This is a genomic window from Pseudoalteromonas sp. J2K-J599 (assembly GCF_059295115.2).
Map to the genome: position 1 here is coordinate 1,235,767 of NZ_CM200271.1, position 20,578 is coordinate 1,256,344.

The following is a 20,578-nucleotide window of genomic DNA, read 5'->3' on the forward strand; positions in this document are numbered from 1 at the left end:
AAATTACTAATTAGAACACGATTGTAAAGCACCACTTTAGTAGGGTGTTATGCGGTAATACAGTTGTAAAGGATAAAGATAATAAAATGGCTATAAAAAAACATTTGGCAGTAACAAGTTTATTGGGTGCAAGTTTTGCAGCCCTAGGCCAAAACTCCTTTATTGTTGAAGACCTGAAAGTTGAAGGTTTGCAGCGCGTAGCACTTGGTGCAGCGCTAACACATATTCCTATTAACGTAGGCGATAATGTTGATGACTATACGATTTCAAAAACAATAAAGTCACTTTATCGTTCTGGGCACTTTGATAACATAAAAGCCCTTCGTGATGGCAACAACGTTATTTTTAAAGTAACGGAACGTCCTACCATCAGCTTCATTGAGTTTGAAGGCAATAAAGACATTAAAGACGAGCAGCTTAATGAGTCTCTTGATCAGCAAGATATTCGCCAAGGTGAGCCACTTGATAAAACCGTTATCGATAGTATCGAAAAGGGCTTAGTTGAGTTTTTCCACAGTATTGGTAAATACAACGCTAAAGTAGATATCAGTATTACTAAGTTGCCTCGTAACCGCGTTAAACTTAAATTAGAGTTTGATGAAGGTGATGCAGCTTCTATCCGACAAATTAACTTAGTGGGTAATGAACTTTTTTCTAATGAAGAGCTTCTTAAACTTGCTGAATCGCAGCAAGATTTACCTTGGTGGCAGTTTATGGGTAGCGATCGCTACCAAAAGCAAACCATTGAAGGCGATTTAGAAAAAATTCGTAGTTATTATTTAGACCGTGGTTACCTACGTTTTAATATCGATTCAACGCAAGTATCAGTGAGCCCTGAACGTGAGTCAGTTTACGTTACAGCTAACTTAACTGAAGGCGTAAAATATACCGTTAAAGGCTTTGACTTTATTGGTGACTTGCTTGGCCGTGAAGACTTAATTAAAAGTGTTATCCCACTTAGAGCGGGTGAGCTTTATAACGGTTCTGTAGTTACTTCGTCAGAAGAATTTATTAAAAGCTACTTAGCACGTTTTGGTTACGCTAATGCTGAAGTGCGTACAATTCCAGAAATTGACGACGAAAAGCAAGAAGTACAACTAACACTATCGGTTAATCCAGGTAAGCGTGTATATGTTCGTCGTATTATTGTTGGTGGTAACCAAAATACAGCTGATGAAGTACTTCGCCGTGAAATGACACAACTTGAAGGCGCCTGGTTATCTAATCAAAACCTCGAGCGTTCAAAACTACAAATTCAACGTTTACCTTACATGGAAACTGTTGATTTCAACGTAGTGCCTGTACCAGGTGTGGATGACCAAGTAGATGTAGACTTTACTGTAAAAGAGCAATCAGCGGGTAGCTTTAATGCTGGCCTTGCTTATGGTTCTTACTTAGGTCTGCAATTTAATATTGGTGTAACAGAATCTAACTTTTTAGGCACAGGTAACCAAATTGGTTTAAATCTTAATACGTCTACAGGTTCTGAAAGCTTAAGCTTATCGTACACAGACCCATACTTTACGCCAGATGGTGTATCGCAAGGCAGTAGCATCTTTTACAGAAACTACGATGCAAGTAAATTCAGTCTTGTTGAGTACAAATCAAAAAGTTATGGTTTAGGCACAAATATTGGTTTTCCAATTGATGCTGTAAATCGTGTTAACTTTGGCGCCCGTTGGATTAAAGAAGAGCTTTCGGATATTGCAGAGTACGAGCAAACGCGTGTACTTCGTGAAACATTCTTAGATCCAGACAATCCAGATGCAGGCTTTGACTTTACTAAGTATGAGCTGAGTGTTGGCTGGTCGCGTATCACCGTTAACCGTGGTTTATTCCCAACAGCGGGTTCGCGTCAAACTCTAAACTTAACAGCAACAACGCCTAACTCAGATCTTCAGTACTTTAAACTGAATTACGATTCGCGTTTTTACTGGCCTATATCAAATGACCACCGTTGGGTATTCTCAACGCGTGCAGCGCTTGGTTATGGTAATGGTTATGGTTCTACAAACGGGTATGAGCAAACACTTCCATTCCAAGAGTACTTCCGTATAACGGAAATGGAACTTCGTGGCTTTGACCGTAATACAATATTACCACGTGCTGTGTCGCGTATACCGCAGTCTATTCCGGGTACGCCAGGTGCAGACGGTACTACAACCGGTAGCATTGGTGGTGCATCAGAATTTGATATTCTAGTGCCACAAGGTCGTATTGGTGGTAATGCTAAAGCAGTGGCAGGTATGGAGCTAATTGTTCCTACACCATTCTTAGATGAAGAAAATACCAGCTCTGTACGTACTAGCTTCTTTGTTGATGCTGCAAACGTATGGGATACTGAGTTTAACGTAGACCGTTATCAAAACTTAGGCGTTGATGAACGTGCTAAATTAGATGACTATTCAGACCCAATGCGTTTTAGGGTTTCAACCGGTCTTTCATTACAATGGATCTCTCCAATGGGTCCAATGCTGATCAGTTTTGCGTATCCATTGCAAAAAGAAGAAGATGACGATACGAAAACCATCAGCTTTAACATTAGTAACACTTTCTAAAGGAGTTTTTTGTGAAAAAATTATTTAAATCAACAGCTGTAGCAGTTTTAGCAACGTTAATGATGGGTACTTCTGTGAATGCATTTGCACACAAAGTAGGTATTGTTGATATGCAGGAAATCTACAAGCAAATTCCTCAAATGGCTAAAATTGAACAGTCTTTACAAACTGAGTTTGCTGAACGTCGTCAAGAGCTTGAAAAGTTACAAGGCGATATTCGTTTTGAAGCTGAAAAATTTAAACGCGAAAGTACAACTATGAGCCAAGCTCAAAAAGATGCACTACGTGATAAAATCCAAGGCATGCAAAAAAATCTTGCTGAACAAGGTCGTCCTTTAGAGCAAGAAATCAAAGCGCGCCAAAACCAAGAACTTGCTAAAGTTCAAGGTGTGATTATTAAAACAATTGAAGAAATTGCTAAAGACGGCGACTTCGACGAAGTTAAAGTAAAAGACACAACAATTTACTTTAATCCTAAAGAAGTAACTGATCTTTCGTCTAAAGTTGTAGCCGCTGTTAGTAAGAAATAATCACTCTATGCAAAATTATACGCTTTCGCAAATTGCGGAACTTCTAGGCGCCGAACTTCAGGGTGATGGCGCTTTAGAAATAAAAAAAATAGCGACACTTGCAAATGCCCATTCTGGGCATATTGCATTTTTAGCGAACTCAAAATATCGCTCGCAACTTGAAACTACTCAAGCTAGCGCTGTAATAGTAAGCCAAGCCGATGCTCAGTACTTTAGTGGTAGCAAAGTTATTGTTGCTAATCCGTACGTAAGTTACGCAAAATTAGCGCAATTTATGGATACAACACCACGCTCAGCCTCGACGGGTATACATCCAAGTGCCACTGTTCATTCAACAGCGATTGTTAGTGACAGCGCCGCTATAGGTGCTAATGCAGTCATTGAAGCTGATGCAGTGATAGGTGACAATGCGCAAATTGGTCCGAACAGTTTTATCGGAGAACGTGTTAAAATAGGCTCTGGCACTAAGCTTTGGTCTAGTGTGACTATTTATCACGATGTTGAAATTGGTTCAGATTGTTTGTTTCAAGCAAATAGTGTTGTAGGTAGTGATGGGTTTGGCTATGCGAACGAACGCGGGCAATGGGTTAAAATACCTCAGCTTGGTTCTGTGATCATAGGTAACAAAGTTGAAATTGGTGCAAGTACGACAATTGATCGTGGCGCACTGGACAATACCATCATTCATAGCAATGTTATTATCGATAATCAGTGTCAAATAGCGCACAACGTTGAAGTTAATTCAGGCACCGCAATCGCGGGCTGCACCGTACTTGCAGGAAGCGTTACCATTGGCAGAAACTGTCAAATTGGTGGCATGGTTGCAATTAATGGTCACATGTCTGTATGTGATAGTGTTATAATTACCGGCATGAGTATGGTGACAAAATCAATCACCGAACCAGGTATTTACTCATCTGGTATGCCCCATACAACAAACAAAGAATGGCGTAAATCAATAGCTCACTTGCGTAACCTTTCAGACATGAAATCACGTCTTAAAGCGCTGGAAGCATTGGCTAAGTCATAACGTTGAACACTAATAAGGATGCTATTTTGGCAAACGAATTAAATAGCCTTGATATTCAAGAAATTTTAAGTTTATTACCGCACCGTTACCCGATGCTATTAATTGATCGTGTTATTGATTTTACACCTGGCAAATCTTTACATGCTATTAAAAATGTTTCTATAAACGAACCTATATTTACTGGCCATTTCCCAAATCAGCCAATTTTTCCTGGTGTGCTAATATTAGAATCAATGGCGCAAGCTACGGGTTTATTAGGTTTTAAAACAGTAGAAAATCGTAGTGAAAACGAATTATATTTATTTGCTGCCGTTGATAACGCACGTTTTAAACAGCCAGTGATCCCAGGTGATACAATGCATCTTCATGTTGAGTTTTTAAAAGAACGTCGCAACATTTGGAAGTTTGCAGCAGAAGCTAGAGTCGACGGCAAAGTAGTGTGTAGTGCCGAAATTATGTGTGCGAGAAGAGAGTTTTAATAGTGATCCATTCTACAGCAATAATCGAACCTGGCGCTAAACTAGGCAACAATGTCTCAGTTGGTCCGTATAGCTATATTGGCAATGATGTTGTTATCGGTGATAACTGTATTATTGAGTCTCATGTTGTTGTTAAAGGGCCATCAACTATTGGCTCTGGCAATCATATTTTTCAGTTTGCGTCTGTGGGTGAAGCCTGCCAAGACAAAAAATACAACAACGAGCCAACTACATTGATCATGGGTGATAACAACGTTATCCGTGAATGTGCAACAATTCACCGTGGTACAATTCAAGATCAAGGCGTTACTAAAATTGGTAGTAATAACTTATTTATGGCTTATACACACGTTGCTCATGACGCGGTAATTGGCGATAACGTAATTTTTGCTAACAATGCAAGTGTAGCCGGCCATGTACATGTAGGCGACTGGGTTATCTTAGGTGGTAATTCGGGAGTTCATCAGTTTTGTAAAATTGGTGCACATGCCTTTATTGGTATGTATTCAGGTGTTAACAAAGATGTACCACCTTTTGTTACTACCATTGGTATGCCAGCAGGTCCTGCTGCTATCAATAAAGAAGGCATGAAACGTCGTGGTTTCGAAAGTGATGAAATTATGGCTGTACGCCGTGCATACAAAGCGTTTTATCGTAAAAGCTTAGGTGCAGACGAAGCGATTGAATCACTTAGTGAAGATGCTGAAAAGTACCCTGCTGTGAAATTGATGGTCGACTTTGTTAAAAGCTCAGAGCGCGGCATCGTAAGATAATTCGCGCATTTTGCTCTAAGCATAAAAAAACCACCCTAGATGATAAATCGAAGGTGGTTTTTTATTGCCCACGGTTTAGACCTAATTCAGTTAATACTCAGCGAGCTCAAGTTAGTATGCATCTAATTTGTATAATAAAAGTCATCCTATGCGTTTACCTAAGTTAGTTGTCACTCTTTTTATTACTTCAGTTTTAGCCGCTTGTAGTAGCCAACCTATTGTTAAATCATCTACTGGAGAGGTTACTCAAGTTGGTAAAGCATCTTTTTATGCTGACAAATATCACGGGAGAACAACTGCCAACGGAGAGCGCTTTAGCCAACAAGCCGCCACAGCAGCCCATTTAGAATTCGATTTTGGCACTAAGGTCGTTGTTACCAACCTCGCTAATAACAAATCAGTCACGGTAAGAATTAACGATAGAGGCCCGTATGTGCGAGGTCGTATTATTGATTTATCAAAGAGTATGTTTAAAAAGATAGCCGACCCTAAAGTCGGCGTTATTGATGTATCAGTAACGGTTTTAAAACCGGGTAGTTAGCGCAACATAGTCGGGATGAGTGCCACTGAGCTCTTTATGAGAGCCTTGTGCAACTACTTTGCCGCCTTCTAACCATACAACATTATCCATTTGAGCAAGTAGAGCGGGGTCGTGCGTAATTGTCAGCACGCTGGCGTTATTCATAACGTGCATTATTGCTTGCATTACCCCTTGCTTAGATTGATTATCAAGACCTTCAGTTGGTTCATCAAGTACTAAAATAGCAGGGTTTTTAAGTAATGCTTGGGCAATGGCTATACGCCTAGACTGGCCTTGCGACACGCTACGCCCGCCAGTGCCTAATCGTGTTTTTAAGCCTTCTTTTAGCTCACTAAACCATGGGCTCAATTGAGCTAATGCGAGCGCTTCAATCATTTGCTCTTTAGTTGCATTTGGCGCGGCATAACGTAAATTTTCACTTAATGTGCCATCAAAAATATGGTGCTGCTGGGCGAGTATATTTATCACACTTGCGCGTATATCATTATTTAACGAATGTAAGTCAACAACGTTATTTTGATTGTTTAGCGTTATGCTGCCTTGTTGCAAAGGCCATAAACCAGTTAGTAAATTTACAAGCGTTGTTTTACCGCTGCCGCTTCTACCTACAATCGCTACTTTTTGCTGGGGCATTAACTCAAAACTGATATTAGTAAGCGCTGTTTGCTCACCATATTGGTAGCTAATATTGTTAAGTGCTAACGTGTGGTTTTGCGCGCTAAAGTTTTCATCAATGTCTACATGTGTATCTTTAACTTGTGAGCTAGCTGCTTTATCTTCAAGTGTAAACAACCGCTCTGCTGCTTTTAAAACACTTGGAAGCTCTATAAACGCATTGGGTAGTAGCAATACGCTTTCAAAGCTTGCAAGTACAAATAAACTCAACATAGCAAGTTCTACATTTACCATACTGCTTGTGTATACCAGTGGCACTATGGTTACTATGCTAGCAAGCATGGCTAATTGAACAACCAACAAGCTTAACCCATCTGAGTTTGCCAGTGCTTTGTGGCGAATAAATAATTGCTGATTGTACTGCTCGCTTAATTCGTCGCACTTATTAAGCTGCTGCGAACGGGCTTGATAAATACTAAGCTCTCTAAGGCCTGTAAGTGTATCTGAAAGCTCAGAGCGAAGTTGTGCACTCAGTTGTGTTTCTTTATGGCTGTTTTTAGTGAGCTTTATGCTAAGTAGGGCAGGTATAACCACACCAATAAGTATAATGCCAGTAAAGCAAATAAGGGCGACGTTGCCATTATAGGCCGACATAAACAGCATGATGATTGGCACACTTAAAAGAGCGACCAACATAGGAAGTAAAACGTTTAAATAAAATTTGTCGAGTGCGTCTACATCGTTTTGTAATCGGTTAACTAAATCAGCGCTGCGGCTCATTGCTAAATCAACATTGTTAAGCTTGCTTAACGTTGCAAATACATTGGTACGTATTTCACTTAGTAATAAAAACGTGGCGTTATGGGTAACTAGGCGTTCGCCATAGCGCGATGCTGTTCGCACAATAGCTAAAAAACGAATCGTGCCGGCAGGAGTAAAATAATTCATTTGTACGCCCGCAATACCAGCAGCGGCCATTGATGCTAAAAACCAGCCAGATATAGCCAACAGGCCCACATTAGCTAATACCGTAATCGTTGCTAAAAATGTACCCAATAGCATAGCTTTGTAATGAGGAGCACAAAGCTTTAATAAGCGAATAAAATTACGCATGCACCACCCCTTGTTCAGCCGTTTTTAGTAAGTCAGCAAATGCACCATTTTGCGCTGCAAGTGTTTCAAAGTCACCTTGCTCAGCTATTTTTCCATCGTGCATCACAATGATATTGCTGGCATGTTTAACGGTATTTAATCTATGGGCAATAACTAACACTAAGTTGTTTTTAGCATATTCATTAATAGCATCTTGAATAAGCAGCTCTGTTTGGCTATCAAGGTGCGCAGTGGGCTCATCAAGCACTAAGACTGGTGCTTGTTTTATAAATGCGCGAGCCAGTGCAATACGTTGTTTTTGACCGCCAGAAAGCCCTTCGCCTTGCTCACCTATCAGCGTGTTAAAACCATCGGGTAGGGTATTAATAAATTCAAGCACACCAGCTTGTTTTGCCGCGTGTTCAAGCTCTTGCTGTGTGGCAGTGGGTTTGGCCAATTTAATGTTGGCAGCAATGGTGTCGTAAAATAGCGTCGCTTGTTGTGGTATCCATGCAATATTATTTTGCAGGTGAGTAATATCGGTTGTACTTAAACTCTGATCATTAATAGATAGGTTGTTAATCACCTCAGGGTGAAACCCTAATAGACAATCAAACAACGTACTTTTACCTGAGCCACTACTGCCCACAACTGCGATTAAGCCTTTATTTGGCAATGTTAAATTTATATTTTTAATCCCTTCGTTACTACCTGGGTATATAAAATTAAGGTCGGTAATACTTATTGAATTAATTGTATTTAAAGTTAAATTGTTTTCAGGTGCGCTTGTAGTTACTGGCGCATTTACGTCACTTGGCAGTGGGGCATTTAAAATCGCAACCATATCGGCCGCCGCACTAATACCTTGCAAACGTGCATGGTATTGGCTACCAAGCTGGCGCAGTGGTAAATAAAATTCAGGCGCTAAAAGTAGCACCACAAAGCCAGTGGCAAAATCAAGAGTGCCAAAAAATAGTCTAAAACCAATAATTACGGCAACGAGTGCCACGCTAATGGTGGCTAAAAACTCAAGTGCAAATGATGATAGAAACGCGATTTTTAAAACATCGAGTGTCGCGTGTCTAAAGTCGTCTGAAATTTTAGCTATTTGTTTAAGCTCGGTACGTGTTGCATTAAATAGTTTTAGCTGAGTTAAACCTTGCACGCGGTCAAAAAAGTAATTGCCCAGTACAGCAAGTTGCTTCCAGCGTTTTTGGTTTAAAGCTTCGGCTTTAGAGCCTACTAAAATCATGAAAAAAGGAATAAGTGGTGCGGTTAATAAAAATATCAGCCCAGCTTTATAATCTGTCGGAAAAATAACAACCAATATTGCCAGCGGAATAAGCGCGCTGTAAGCAACACCTGGCAAGTATTTAGCATAATAGTCGTGAAGTGCTTCAACGCCATTATGTAGGGTGTTTAATGTAGCGCCTTGGCCGTGTTGTTCTATATAGCTTGGCCCAAGTAAGCTGAGCTTATGGAGAAGTGTTTGGCGCATAGCCGATTTTATTTTAAGCGCAGCAAATGCACTTAAGCGCTCACTAAACGCTAAAAACACCGCGCGCAATAAAATAATGCCTGCTAAGGGCCATAATAAATGAGTGACTTGGGCTAAGTTATCACCTTCAAACATTACATTATGAATAGCTTGAGCCAGTAAATAAGCACCTGCAATCATCAGTAATGCGTTAAAAGTACCCAGTGCAATGCTTAACTTTAACCACACTGCAGCGGGTTTACTTTGACGCTTTAAAAAAGCGCGCAGTGATTGCTGCTGCGCGCGATCTGGTCGGGGGTTAGTCGTCATCTTTTGTGTTGTTAGCATCATTTAATAAATCGTGCATGGCTTGTTCATCATCAGCAATGCTGTTTTTATTTTGATGAAATTCGTACCACATTACATTTATTACACCTAAGGTACAGGCCAAAAGTACACCTAAAATCCAAGCGAAATACCACATTGTTTAGTCTCCTTAGTAGCTACCATGAGTGTTGTTTTCAATTTCTTCTACCGTTACTCTGCGCCACATTTTTACGTAACACCAAGTGGTGTAGGACAAAATTAGTGGTACAAAAATACACACTGCAACAAACATTATATTGAGCGTTTTATGGCTCGATACCGCATCCCAAATTGTTAAGCTAATATTAGGGTTGTTACTTGATGGCATAATAAATGGGAACAGAGAAACACCGGCCGTCATAATTACGCCAATTAACATTAAGCTTGTTGAAATAAGTCCAAGTGCAGGTTTATTTAATTTTGAAAACACAAGTGCACTTAATGCCATTGCAAAGGCTAAAATAGGGAAGGTCATTGTCCACGGACGGGTGCTGTAATTACTTAACCAAGCACCTTGCGCTGTAGTGACTACTTTAGCTAGAGGGTCTGCATGACTTTGTGTATCAGCCATAGATACAACTTGGTAACCCGTTAAGTTAGCCACCCAAAAACCAGCTGCAGCAAATAACACAATAAATACAATAAGCGAATAGCGACCATATTGACCCGAACGCTCTGCGACCACACTTGCTGTTCGAAGTTGCAACCACATACCCGCATGAGCAACTAACATGGTAATACTTACTAAACCTGCAAGTAATCCAAATGGGTTAAGTAAGCCAAAAAATGAACCTTGGTAGCTAACACGCATAAGGTTATCAATATTAAACGGTACGCCTAAAAATAAATTACCAAACGCAACACCAAATACTAATGCTGGAATTGCGCTGCCTGCAAGCAAGCCCCAATCCCAGTTATTGCGCCAGCGTTTTGAGTCTAATTTACTGCGGTAATCAAATCCAAGTGGTCTAAAAAACAGAGCAAAGAGTACTAGCATCATGGCAAAGTAAAAGCCCGAAAATGCAGCTGCATAAACCATAGGCCACGCCGCAAATAATGCGCCGCCTGCAGTTATAAACCATACTTGGTTACCATCCCAATGCGGGCCAATTGTGTTTATTACTGTGCGGCGCTCTGAATCTGTTTTACCAACGAGGCGAAGCAACATAGCAACGCCCATATCCATACCATCGGTAATAGCAAAACCAATAAGCAGCACACCAATGATCAACCACCAAAGCATTTTTAATGTTTCATAATCAAAAATCATGATTGCTCTCCTTCAGTTTTATCAGCTTTGTTTGGTAATTCAAAATGATACTTACCAGTATGTAGCGAGCTTGGCCCTTGCTTAACAAAGCGGATCATCAGCCAGCCTTCCACAATGGCTAAACCAGTATAGAAAACAATAAATCCAGTTAAGCTAATTAAAATATCGTTTACTGTTAGTGACGACGTGGCTAAAAAGGTCGGCAGTATTTCAGATATAGCCCAAGGTTGACGGCCATACTCGGCAACAATCCAGCCAAATTCAATCGCTATCCAAGGTAGTGGAATACTCAATACGGCAGCCCATAACAACCAGCGTTTTTGCTCAATCACACGGTGTGCGTTGTAGTAAAATGCCAATATAAATACACCAAGCATGGCCACACCACAGGCAACCATAATCCTAAATGACCAAAACATAGGGCCTACTTTAGGAAAAGAGTCTTTAACAGCTTTTTGAATTTGTTCTTCAGTAGCATCTACAACATCTGGTGTGTAGCGCTTAAGTAGCAAGCCATAACCTAAATCATCTTTTAGAGTATTAAATTTGGCAATATTATCTGGCGTATCTTCACCGTTTCTGAGTTTTGTAAGGTATTCATAAGCAATCATACCGTTGCGAATACGTACTTCATGTTGTTTTTCTAGGTCGTTAATACCCGTTACTTGCTCATCTAGTGAGCGCGTAGCAATTAACCCAAGTGCGTAAGGTATTTTAACCGCCGCATGTGTTACTTGCTCTTCTGAATCAGGAAAACCAAATGCGGTAAACGCAGCCGGAGCTTCTTCTGTGTGCCATTCGGCTTCAATTGTGGCAAGTTTTACTTTTTGGACTTCGCCTACTTCGTAGCCTGATTCGTCACCGAGTAAAATTACACACAAAATTGACGCTAAACCAAAGCCTGATGCGACTGAAAAAGAGCGTTTAGCAAATGCTAAATCACGACCCTTCAATATGTACCAGCTACTAATACCAAGCACAAACATAGAGGCAGCCACATAACCTGCCGATACAGTATGAATAAACTTAACTTGGGCTACAGGGTTAAACACAAGCTCTGCAAAACTGGTCATTTCCATGCGCATGGTTTGATAGTTAAATTCAGCGCCTACTGGGTTTTGCATCCAACCGTTGGCAATTAAAATCCACAGCGCCGACATGTTAGTACCAATGGCCATTAAAAAGGTCGCGCCTAAATGTTGGCGTTTAGAAAGCCTGTCCCAGCCTAAAAAGAACATACCCACAAAGGTCGATTCTAAAAAGAATGCCATTAAACCTTCAATAGCCAGGGGAGCCCCAAAAACATCACCTACGTAATGGGAGTAATAAGACCAGTTAGTACCAAACTCAAATTCCATGGTAAGGCCTGTTGCCACACCAATTGCAAAGTTAATACCAAACAATTTTCCCCAAAACTTAGTCATATCACGATAAATTTCGCGACCGGTCATAACATAAACCGATTCCATAATAACTAAAATCCAGGTCATACCTATCGTTAAAGGTACGAATAAGAAATGAAAGAGAGCGGTAACAGCAAACTGTAATCGCGATAGATCCACAAAGGTTTCATCTATCATTATTGGCTCCTTGAGAGTGACGGATTAACAGGGCAACATTTTATTAGCAAAGTTAAAATTTAATGAACTTTCAGTAATTACTGAAAGTTTGTAATAGTATTTACGTTTGTGCAATCTTTGTCAACATACATATTAGTAAAGCGTAATATATATTTCCTATGCTACATCAGTATTAAAAACAAACAACATAAAGCCTTAACTTAGGTAATAAAAAACCAGTTATTTAAAGCGTTTAACCAAACAGTAAAACACGGTAAACTAACAAGCATGAACGCCTGGTTTACTTGTGAAATAAAATCAAATGAATAAAGATAAAAAACAACTACGTATTGGTATTGTGGCAGGTGAACTGTCGGGCGATATTTTAGGTGAAGGTTTAATTAAAGCCCTTAAAAAACACTTTCCGGACGCTATTTTTGAAGGAATAGCAGGACCTAAAATGCAAGCGCAGGGCTGTAAAACACTTTACGACATGGATGAGCTTTCGGTAATGGGGCTTGTTGAGGTGCTAGGGCGTTTACCACGTTTGCTTAAAATACGTAAACAACTCGTGCAGCATTTTGTAGATAACCCACCTGATGTATTTATAGGTATTGATGCACCCGATTTTAACTTACGTGTAGAAAAACCACTTAAAGATACGGGTATTAAAACCGTGCAGTATGTAAGTCCGTCTGTTTGGGCGTGGCGCGAAAAGCGCATTCATACAATAAGTGCAGCCACTAACTTAGTGTTAGCATTATTACCATTTGAAAAAGAATTTTACGATAAGCACCAAGTGCCATGTACATTTGTGGGGCATACCTTGGCTGACGACATTGCACTTGAGCACGACGATACTAAAGCACGTGAAGAACTTGGCTTAAGCCTTGATGACAAAGTACTGGCGCTGCTACCTGGTAGTCGAGGCTCTGAAGTTGGTTTGCTAAGCGAGACTTACATTAAAACAGCCGCAGAGCTGCAAGCTAAAAACCCCAATCTTAAAATTGTGGTGCCGTTGGTTAACGAAAAACGCAAAGCGCAGTTTAGTGATATATTAAACGCTACCGCGCCAAACCTTAATGTTAACCTGCTTGATGGGCAATCAAAATTAGCAATGCAAGCTGCTGATGCTATTTTATTAGCCTCGGGCACAGCAACACTTGAAGGTATGCTTTATAAAAAACCAATGGTTGTGGGCTATAAAATAAAGCCTTTGAGCTATTGGATTTTTAAAACTTTATTTACGTTTAATATAAAGTACTTTTCGCTGCCTAATTTATTAGCCGACGAAGAGCTAGTGCCTGAGTTTTTACAAACCGAGTGTAATGTGACTAACTTAACAAACGCACTTACCCCTATGCTCAACACAGATAACAAAGAGCTAAAAGCACGCTTTTTAGCTATTCACAAAAAAATTAGATTAAATGCCAGTGAACAAGCAGCCAATGCTGTGGCGGAGTTAATAAATGCAAATTGATAGACCCAATGTATCCTTAATTGCTGGTGTAGATGAAGTAGGGCGCGGCCCACTTGTTGGTGATGTAGTCACTGCCGCCGTTATTTTAGATCCCACTAAACCAATTGCAGGCTTAGCAGATTCTAAAAAGTTAACGGATAAAAAACGCCAAGCACTTGCAGTTGAAATAAAAGAAAAAGCATTGTGCTACGCGTATGGACGCTGCAGTCCAACAGAAATTGACGAGTTAAATATTCTACACGCAACGATGCTTGCCATGACTCGCGCAGTAGAGGCATTAAGCACACAACCTGAATTTGTATTTATAGATGGTAATCGATTGCCAAAACTCACTATGCCAGCACAAGCTGTTGTTAAAGGTGATAGCTTAGTGGCCGAAATTTCAGCGGCGTCTATTTTAGCTAAAGTAGCACGCGATGACGAAATGCTTGAACTTGATAAACGCCACCCAGAATATGGTTTTGCGGGGCACAAAGGTTATCCTACTAAAGCGCACTTTGCAGCGCTTGAACAATACGGCGCAATTGACGAGCATCGTAAAAGCTTTAAACCTGTGCAGCGCGTTTTGGCGCAAGCCAATGGTGAGGGCTAAGCATGGCTGCTCCTGATTTTGTTCATTTAAGAGTTCATTCAGACTTTTCGATGGTTGATGGCCTTGCTAAAACAAAGCCAATAGTCGCAAAAGCGCAAGAGCTGCAAATGCCAGCCATTGCAATTACTGATCAAATGAACTTTTGTGGTTTAGTGCGTTTTTATGGCGCCACGCATAATGCAGGTATTAAACCTATAGTGGGTGCTGACTTTTGGGTTCGTAGCCCAGAGTTTCCTGATGAGCCAAGCCGCTTAACCATATTAGCCAAAGACAACGACGGCTATAAAAACATTACCTTATTAATATCTAAAGCGTATCAGCGTGGGCATGTATTTCATCGCCCTGTGATTGACCGCGAGTGGTTAGTTGAGCTAAAAGCAGGCTTAATTATTCTCTCAGGCGCTAAAGACGGTGACTTAGGTAAAGCGTTATTAAAAAATAATCCGACTGTAATTGAATCAGTTGTTAGTTTTTATAAGCAGCATTTTAGCGATAACTACTACCTAGAGCTTGTTCGCACCAACCGACCGCTTGAAGAAGATTACTTACACATGGCGGTAGAGCTTGCTGCTAAAGAGCAGCTACCAGTTGTAGCTACTAACGAAGTGGTGTTTTTAAAGCCCGAAAACTTTGAAGCGCACGAAATTCGTGTTGCTATTTTTGACGGTTACACGCTCGATGATAAGCGCCGCCCTAAACGATTCTCTGAAGAACAATATCTAAAAACACCTGAGCAAATGGCTGAGTTGTTTAGCGATATTCCAGAAGCCCTACAAAATACCGTAGAAATCGCTAAGCGTTGTAATGTAACTGTGCAATTAGGTACTTACTTTTTACCTGATTACCCAACCGGCTCGCTTAAAATTGAAGACTTTTTAGTAAAAGTGTCACAAGACGGCCTAGAAGAGCGACTACAGTTTTTATTCCCCGACGAAGAAGATAGAAAAGTAAAACGTGTTGAATACGATGAGCGTCTTGCAATTGAGCTCGGTGTAATCAACCAAATGGGATTCCCAGGTTACTTCTTAATCGTAATGGAGTTTATTCAGTGGAGTAAAGATAATAATATTCCAGTTGGACCTGGTCGTGGTTCAGGTGCGGGTTCGTTAGTTGCGTACGCGCTTAAAATTACCGACCTTGATCCACTTGAGTTTGACTTACTCTTTGAGCGATTCTTAAACCCTGAACGTGTATCAATGCCCGATTTCGACGTCGATTTTTGTATGGATAGACGAGACGAAGTAATTGATCACGTATCGGCTTTGTATGGTCGAGATGCGGTTTCGCAAATTATTACCTTTGGTACCATGGCTGCAAAAGCGGTAATACGCGATGTAGGGCGAGTGCTTGGCCATCCTTACGGGTTTGTTGATCGAATTTCAAAATTGATTCCGGGTGACCCCGGTATGACACTTGCCAAAGCGTTTGATGTAGAACCGCGCTTGCAAGAAGCCTACGATGGCGACAATGAGGTAAAAGACTTAATCGACATGTGTCGCATCCTTGAAGGGTGTACACGTAACGCCGGTAAGCACGCTGGTGGCGTAGTAATATCGCCAACCACTATTACCGACTTCGCTGCGCTTTATTGTGATGACGAAGGTAAGTTTCCAGTAACACAGTTTGATAAAAACGATGTAGAAACAGCCGGCTTAGTTAAGTTCGATTTCTTGGGTTTACGTACACTGACTATATTGCAGTGGGCGGTCGATATGACCAATGTGCGCATGAAGCGCCAAGGTAAAGACCCCGTTGATATAAACACCATTCCACTGGATGATAAAAAAAGTATTGAGTTGCTACTTCGCGCCGAAACGACCGCTGTATTCCAGTTAGAGTCGCGTGGTATGAAAGACTTAGTACGCCGCCTTAAGCCCGACTGCTTTGAAGATATGATTGCACTTGTGGCCTTGTTCCGCCCAGGTCCACTGCAATCAGGCATGGTAGATAACTTTATCGACCGAAAACTGGGCCGAGAAGAAATCTCATACCCAGATGCGCAGTATCAGCACGAAAGCTTAAAACCAATACTTGATCCAACTTACGGCATTATTTTGTATCAAGAACAAGTAATGCAAATTGCGCAAGTACTAGCAGGTTACACGCTAGGTGGCGCCGACATGCTGCGTCGTGCAATGGGTAAGAAAAAACCCGAAGAAATGGCAAAGCAGCGTTCAACATTTGAAGATGGCGCAAGAAATAACGGCATTGACGGCGAGCTTGCGATAAAAATCTTCGACTTGGTAGAAAAGTTCGCAGGTTACGGTTTTAACAAATCTCACTCAGCAGCTTACGCACTCGTATCGTATCAAACATTGTGGATGAAAACGCATCACCCTGCAGAGTTTATGGCTGCGGTAATGTCGGCCGATATGGATAACACCGACAAAATAGTTATTTTGGTGGATGAATGTGAAAACATGAAGCTCACCTTATTACCACCAGACGTAAATGCAGGTGAGTTTAAGTTTACAGTAAACCTTGAAGGTGAAATTGTTTACGGCATTGGCGCGATAAAAGGTGTGGGTGAGGCACCGGTTGAAGCAATTTTAGAAGCGCGTGCAAAAGGCGGTCCATTTAAAGATTTATTTGATTTTTGTGCCCGTGTTGATTTAAAACGCTTAAATAAACGTGTCACTGAAAAATTAATTTACGCAGGTGCTTTGGATCAATTAGGGCCAGAGAAAACCCAATCTGGGCGTGCTACATTACTAGCCAGTTTAAAAGATGCTATGCGTGCGGCGGATCAACACAACAAAGCTGAGCAATTAGGACAAAGTGATTTATTTGGTTTATTAGCCACTGAGCCTGATGAAGTTGAACAAGCTTTTATTAAAGCCACTGGGCTTACTGATAACGAGTGGTTAGATGGCGAAAAAGAGACGCTAGGCCTTTATTTAACTGGGCATCCGATAAATCAGTACCGCCGTGAGCTTAGGCATTACACTAGCGGAAAAATAGTAGATTTGCAGCCAACTAATCGTGATGTGTTTGCAACGGCAGCTGGTTTAGTTATTGCTTCTAGGGTATTAATTAATAAAAAAGGAAATCGTTGGGCCTTAGTAACTTTAGATGACAAGAGTGCACGGATTGATGTACGCTTGTATTCAGACGAGTTTGAAAAGTACCAAGATATGCTTCAAGTTAACAATATCTTGGTAATATCTGGACAGGTCAGCTTTGATAACTTCTCCGGTGGTATTACAATGACCGCCAGAGAAATAAACACCATTGCTCAAGCGCGTGAAAAGCGTATTAAAGCGATTAAAATGACGCTGAACATGGTGCAAATCGAGGCAGGTTTCTTCGATAAATTACAAAAAGTACTCGAACCCTATAAAATGGGAACGTGTCCGATCAAGGTTTATTACCAACGTCCAGATGCGTTGGCGCAATTAACTCTTGGGATCGAATGGTGTGTTACGCCAAGTGACGACTTAATCCATAAGTTATCACTAATGGCTGCGCAAGATGTAGAACTAGAATTTAACTAATTAGGTAGTTTAGAGCATGAGCCTCAATTATCTTGATTTTGAGCTTCCAATTGCAGAATTAGAAGCAAAAATTGAAGAATTACAAAGTATCAGCCGCGCTGGCGAATTAGACCTTGAGTTAGAAGAGGAAGTCAGCAAATTAAAAGAAAAAAGTGCCAAACAAAAACAGGAGATTTTTTCTAATTTAGGCGCTTGGCAAGTATCACAGTTAGCACGTCATCCGTTGCGTCCTTACACTCGAGATTATATCGAGCGCATTTTCACGGAATTTGACGAGTTTGCTGGCGATCGTACTTTTGCTAACGATCCAGCTATTTTAGGTGGCATTGCGCGTTTAGATGGCGAACCGGTAATGGTTATTGGCCAACAAAAAGGTCGTGATACTGCTGAAAAAATTAAACGTAACTTTGGTATGCCAAAGCCAGAAGGTTACCGTAAAGCATTACGCTTAATGGAAATGGCTGAGCGTTTTAAAATGCCAATCATGACCTTTATAGACACACCAGGTGCATACCCAGGTGTTGGCGCTGAAGAACGTGGTCAATCTGAAGCAATCGCACGTAACTTAAAAGTAATGGCGTCACTTAAAGTGCCGACAATATGTACGGTTATTGGTGAAGGCGGTTCAGGTGGTGCATTAGCAATTGGTGTTGGCGACAGAGTTAACATGTTGCAGTACAGCACTTATTCTGTAATTTCGCCTGAAGGTTGTGCGTCTATTCTTTGGAAAAGCGCTGACAAAGCACCGCTTGCAGCAGAAGCAATGGGTGTAACCGCAGAGCGCGTTAAAGAGCTAGACTTAATCAACAACTTAGTTGATGAGCCTCTAGGTGGTGCACATCGTAATTACGATGCTATGGCACGTAACTTAAAAGTACGCCTTAAGCGTGACCTAGCAGACTTACAAGCGCTTACGCTTGAAGAAATGCTTGATCAACGTTACAAACGTTTAATGTCGTTTGGTTATTGCTAAACACATTAATTGTTAAAAAAAGCCGCTTATGCGGCTTTTTTGCTTTAAAATGTTCAGAATTTTTATATAAAAGTGCGGCCATATGCATACAACAGCAATTTATCAGCAATTAAAAAAATCACTAAATAGCTATATTGAGCAAGGTAACACTGTTTTTACTGTGGCGCTTTCTGGTGGTGTTGATTCTGTGGTGTTGCTGCATTTAATGCGTGCTTTAAGGGCCGATAACCCTGCAATTGATGTATCGGCTATTTATGTTCACCATGGCTTGAGCCAGTATGGCGATGACTGGCAACGCTTTTGCAAAAACGTATGTATTGAGCTTGATGTGCCTTTTAAAGCCGCAAAAGTTGTAATTGAGCAGCAGTCGCGTACGAGCCTTGAAGCCCAAGCTCGCGATGCACGTTACAAAGCACTTGATGAGCTAAGCCCACAAGGCAGCATTGTTTTATTGGGCCAACATTTAAACGACCAAGTAGAAACGTTTTTACTGCGCTTAAAGCGTGGCTCGGGTTTAAAAGGGCTTGGCGCCATGCACCAAGCGCGTTTGCTGCAAAGTGGCCGTGTATGTTTTAGGCCATTGTTAAACGTAAAGCGAAGCGATATAGAAGCGTTTGCAGCGCGCTTTAGTATTAACCACATAACTGATGACTCAAATACAGATGAAAGTTTTGACCGTAACTTTTTACGCTCAAAAATAGTACCTGTGTTAGCCGAGCGCTTTACTGGGTTTGAACAATGTACAGCACGAAGTATTGAGCTACTACAACAACAGCAAACATTACTTGATGAATATACTCAGCTTGATTTAAATAAGTGTATTAACGAGCACCAAGCACTGTGCATTAGCCAAATAAACGAATACAGCGCAGCGCGTATTGCAAATATAGTACGTGCGTGGCTTACATTATTTACACAAGTCATGCCATCGCAAAAGCAGCTTGAGCAAATTATTAATCAAGCAATGTGCGCAAAAAACGACGCACAAATGCGTATTGATTTGCTCGATGGGCAAATACGTCGTCATCAAGGTTATTTGTATTTTGTAACACCAAATGAAGTATTAACAGATATTGAGCTAAATCATTCACAGCTAAAACTTGCAGACGGGCGCTTATTAATTAAAAGCATTGGTTTTGGAGTAAGACCTCCACACTCAAATGAGCAAGTAATAGTGCGCTTTAATTGCAATAGCGCACGTATTAAACCACTTAAAAAGCCTGGAAGTAATACAGTTAAGCATTGGTTTAAAGATGCAAAAATAGCGCCGTGGCTACGCGCCAGTGTGCCACTTATTTTTTATAATGATGAATTAGTTCAAGTGGTTGGTTGTTTTATAAGCGCTAAGCATGTTGATGAAAATGGTATTTTTTGGGAGTGTAAATAAATGAGTAAACAGCCGCATGTTGGCTTATCGTTAGTAACAAAAGCGCCAATGGGTATGCTAATAACAGCGCTTATTGCTGTTATCGCTAATGTTTTACTTGAGTTAAATATAGTCACGTTAGGTTATGCAGTCGCTGGTGGGATTGCATCTGCAGTACTTTTATTAGCTTATTGGTTAGGTAAAGGTGGATTATTTTTTATTTCAGGCGTGAGCCTGCCACTGCTTTTAGTATTATTTACACCGCTTGCTACTATTACCGCATTACTTAATTTAATTAGCGGATTCTTTTTTGGATTCTGTGCTGCGTTGTTTATTTATAAATTGGTAAGTGCAAAGCCTAGCGGGGGAAGCTAGGCTTTTTT

General features: G+C 40.8%; 17 protein-coding genes. 12 read left to right on the forward strand and 5 right to left on the reverse strand.

What is annotated here, in order from left to right; genetic code table 11:
- Positions 1 to 86 precede the first annotated feature (86 nt).
- From bamA to AC5NT5_RS05665, 6 genes are all read left to right on the forward strand, one after another.
- The gene (gene bamA / locus AC5NT5_RS05640) at positions 87 to 2,558 is read left to right on the forward strand and encodes an outer membrane protein assembly factor BamA (protein WP_024596248.1); all 2,472 of its coding nucleotides are present in this window, start codon (positions 87 to 89) and stop codon (positions 2,556 to 2,558) included.
- Positions 2,559 to 2,569: 11 nt separating this feature from the next.
- Positions 2,570 to 3,088, forward strand: a complete 519-nt coding sequence (locus tag AC5NT5_RS05645) for an OmpH/Skp family outer membrane protein (protein ID WP_002958312.1) — start codon at positions 2,570 to 2,572, stop codon at positions 3,086 to 3,088.
- A gap of 7 nt (positions 3,089 to 3,095) precedes the next feature.
- Positions 3,096 to 4,118 (forward strand): UDP-3-O-(3-hydroxymyristoyl)glucosamine N-acyltransferase, encoded by a 1,023-nt coding sequence (gene lpxD, locus AC5NT5_RS05650; RefSeq protein WP_494514290.1) that lies wholly within the window; start codon positions 3,096 to 3,098, stop codon positions 4,116 to 4,118.
- A 26-nt stretch (positions 4,119 to 4,144) separates the two neighbouring features.
- Positions 4,145 to 4,597, forward strand: coding sequence for a 3-hydroxyacyl-ACP dehydratase FabZ (fabZ, locus tag AC5NT5_RS05655; RefSeq protein WP_002958310.1), 453 nt, complete (start codon positions 4,145 to 4,147; stop codon positions 4,595 to 4,597).
- 2 nt (positions 4,598 to 4,599) lie between these two features.
- A complete protein-coding gene (lpxA, locus tag AC5NT5_RS05660) occupies positions 4,600 to 5,370 on the forward strand; it encodes an acyl-ACP--UDP-N-acetylglucosamine O-acyltransferase (RefSeq protein WP_165742989.1) in 771 nt (256 codons plus the stop codon).
- 148 nt (positions 5,371 to 5,518) lie between these two features.
- Positions 5,519 to 5,911: a septal ring lytic transglycosylase RlpA family protein gene (locus tag AC5NT5_RS05665; protein ID WP_494514289.1), complete on the forward strand. Its 393-nt coding sequence runs from the start codon at positions 5,519 to 5,521 to the stop codon at positions 5,909 to 5,911.
- Here AC5NT5_RS05665 and cydC read toward each other — a convergent pair.
- From cydC to AC5NT5_RS05690, 5 genes are read right to left on the reverse strand one after another with little or no spacing between them, the layout of a single operon-like run.
- Positions 5,894 to 7,639, reverse strand: a complete 1,746-nt coding sequence (gene cydC, locus AC5NT5_RS05670; RefSeq protein WP_494514288.1) for a thiol reductant ABC exporter subunit CydC — start codon at positions 7,637 to 7,639, stop codon at positions 5,894 to 5,896. The two genes, AC5NT5_RS05665 and cydC, sit on opposite strands and share 18 nt — an antisense overlap.
- Positions 7,632 to 9,425: a thiol reductant ABC exporter subunit CydD gene (gene cydD, locus AC5NT5_RS05675; protein WP_494514297.1), complete on the reverse strand. Its 1,794-nt coding sequence runs from the start codon at positions 9,423 to 9,425 to the stop codon at positions 7,632 to 7,634. Before cydD ends, cydC begins: the two co-directional genes overlap by 8 nt.
- A complete protein-coding gene (cydX, locus tag AC5NT5_RS05680; protein ID WP_002958303.1) occupies positions 9,415 to 9,579 on the reverse strand; it encodes a cytochrome bd-I oxidase subunit CydX in 165 nt (54 codons plus the stop codon). The genes cydD and cydX overlap by 11 nt, the downstream gene beginning before the upstream one ends.
- A 12-nt stretch (positions 9,580 to 9,591) precedes the next feature.
- Positions 9,592 to 10,731, reverse strand: a complete 1,140-nt coding sequence (gene cydB, locus AC5NT5_RS05685; protein WP_494514287.1) for a cytochrome d ubiquinol oxidase subunit II — start codon at positions 10,729 to 10,731, stop codon at positions 9,592 to 9,594.
- A complete protein-coding gene (locus AC5NT5_RS05690; RefSeq protein WP_002958301.1) occupies positions 10,728 to 12,311 on the reverse strand; it encodes a cytochrome ubiquinol oxidase subunit I in 1,584 nt (527 codons plus the stop codon). The genes cydB and AC5NT5_RS05690 overlap by 4 nt, the downstream gene beginning before the upstream one ends.
- A 301-nt stretch (positions 12,312 to 12,612) precedes the next feature.
- On the opposite strand from AC5NT5_RS05690, the gene lpxB reads away from it, so the two are divergent.
- The 6 genes from lpxB to AC5NT5_RS05720 all read left to right on the forward strand — a co-directional run bounded on the left by lpxB (position 12,613) and on the right by AC5NT5_RS05720 (position 20,570).
- The gene (gene lpxB / locus AC5NT5_RS05695; RefSeq protein ID WP_494514286.1) at positions 12,613 to 13,770 is read left to right on the forward strand and encodes a lipid-A-disaccharide synthase; all 1,158 of its coding nucleotides are present in this window, start codon (positions 12,613 to 12,615) and stop codon (positions 13,768 to 13,770) included.
- Positions 13,760 to 14,362, forward strand: a complete 603-nt coding sequence (gene rnhB, locus AC5NT5_RS05700; protein ID WP_154903575.1) for a ribonuclease HII — start codon at positions 13,760 to 13,762, stop codon at positions 14,360 to 14,362. Before lpxB ends, rnhB begins: the two co-directional genes overlap by 11 nt.
- 2 nt (positions 14,363 to 14,364) lie before the next feature.
- A complete protein-coding gene (gene dnaE, locus AC5NT5_RS05705; RefSeq protein ID WP_138488763.1) occupies positions 14,365 to 17,856 on the forward strand; it encodes a DNA polymerase III subunit alpha in 3,492 nt (1,163 codons plus the stop codon).
- Between the two features lie 16 nt (positions 17,857 to 17,872).
- Complete coding sequence (accA, locus tag AC5NT5_RS05710) at positions 17,873 to 18,829, forward strand: acetyl-CoA carboxylase carboxyl transferase subunit alpha (protein WP_002958297.1); 957 nt, start codon at positions 17,873 to 17,875, stop codon at positions 18,827 to 18,829.
- An 82-nt stretch (positions 18,830 to 18,911) separates the two neighbouring features.
- Complete coding sequence (gene tilS, locus AC5NT5_RS05715; protein ID WP_188161869.1) at positions 18,912 to 20,216, forward strand: tRNA lysidine(34) synthetase TilS; 1,305 nt, start codon at positions 18,912 to 18,914, stop codon at positions 20,214 to 20,216.
- Positions 20,217 to 20,570 carry a hypothetical protein gene (locus tag AC5NT5_RS05720; RefSeq protein ID WP_182195842.1) on the forward strand — a complete coding sequence of 118 codons (354 nt, stop codon included), beginning with the start codon at positions 20,217 to 20,219 and terminating at the stop codon, positions 20,568 to 20,570.
- Positions 20,571 to 20,578: the final 8 nt, after the last annotated feature.

Bases quoted from the DNA above. Each gene is read 5' to 3' on its own strand.
- bamA (WP_024596248.1), top strand. From the start codon at position 87: ATGGCTATAAAAAAACATTTGGCAGTAACAAGTTTATTGGGTGCAAGT.
- lpxD (WP_494514290.1), top strand. From the start codon at position 3,096: ATGCAAAATTATACGCTTTCGCAAATTGCGGAACTTCTAGGCGCCGAA.
- AC5NT5_RS05665 (WP_494514289.1), top strand. From the start codon at position 5,519: ATGCGTTTACCTAAGTTAGTTGTCACTCTTTTTATTACTTCAGTTTTA.
- cydC (WP_494514288.1), bottom strand. From the start codon at position 7,639: ATGCGTAATTTTATTCGCTTATTAAAGCTTTGTGCTCCTCATTACAAA.
- cydD (WP_494514297.1), bottom strand. From the start codon at position 9,425: ATGACGACTAACCCCCGACCAGATCGCGCGCAGCAGCAATCACTGCGC.
- cydX (WP_002958303.1), bottom strand. From the start codon at position 9,579: ATGTGGTATTTCGCTTGGATTTTAGGTGTACTTTTGGCCTGTACCTTA.
- cydB (WP_494514287.1), bottom strand. From the start codon at position 10,731: ATGATTTTTGATTATGAAACATTAAAAATGCTTTGGTGGTTGATCATT.
- AC5NT5_RS05690 (WP_002958301.1), bottom strand. From the start codon at position 12,311: ATGATAGATGAAACCTTTGTGGATCTATCGCGATTACAGTTTGCTGTT.
- lpxB (WP_494514286.1), top strand. From the start codon at position 12,613: ATGAATAAAGATAAAAAACAACTACGTATTGGTATTGTGGCAGGTGAA.
- rnhB (WP_154903575.1), top strand. From the start codon at position 13,760: ATGCAAATTGATAGACCCAATGTATCCTTAATTGCTGGTGTAGATGAA.
- dnaE (WP_138488763.1), top strand. From the start codon at position 14,365: ATGGCTGCTCCTGATTTTGTTCATTTAAGAGTTCATTCAGACTTTTCG.
- accA (WP_002958297.1), top strand. From the start codon at position 17,873: ATGAGCCTCAATTATCTTGATTTTGAGCTTCCAATTGCAGAATTAGAA.
- tilS (WP_188161869.1), top strand. From the start codon at position 18,912: ATGCATACAACAGCAATTTATCAGCAATTAAAAAAATCACTAAATAGC.
- AC5NT5_RS05720 (WP_182195842.1), top strand. From the start codon at position 20,217: ATGAGTAAACAGCCGCATGTTGGCTTATCGTTAGTAACAAAAGCGCCA.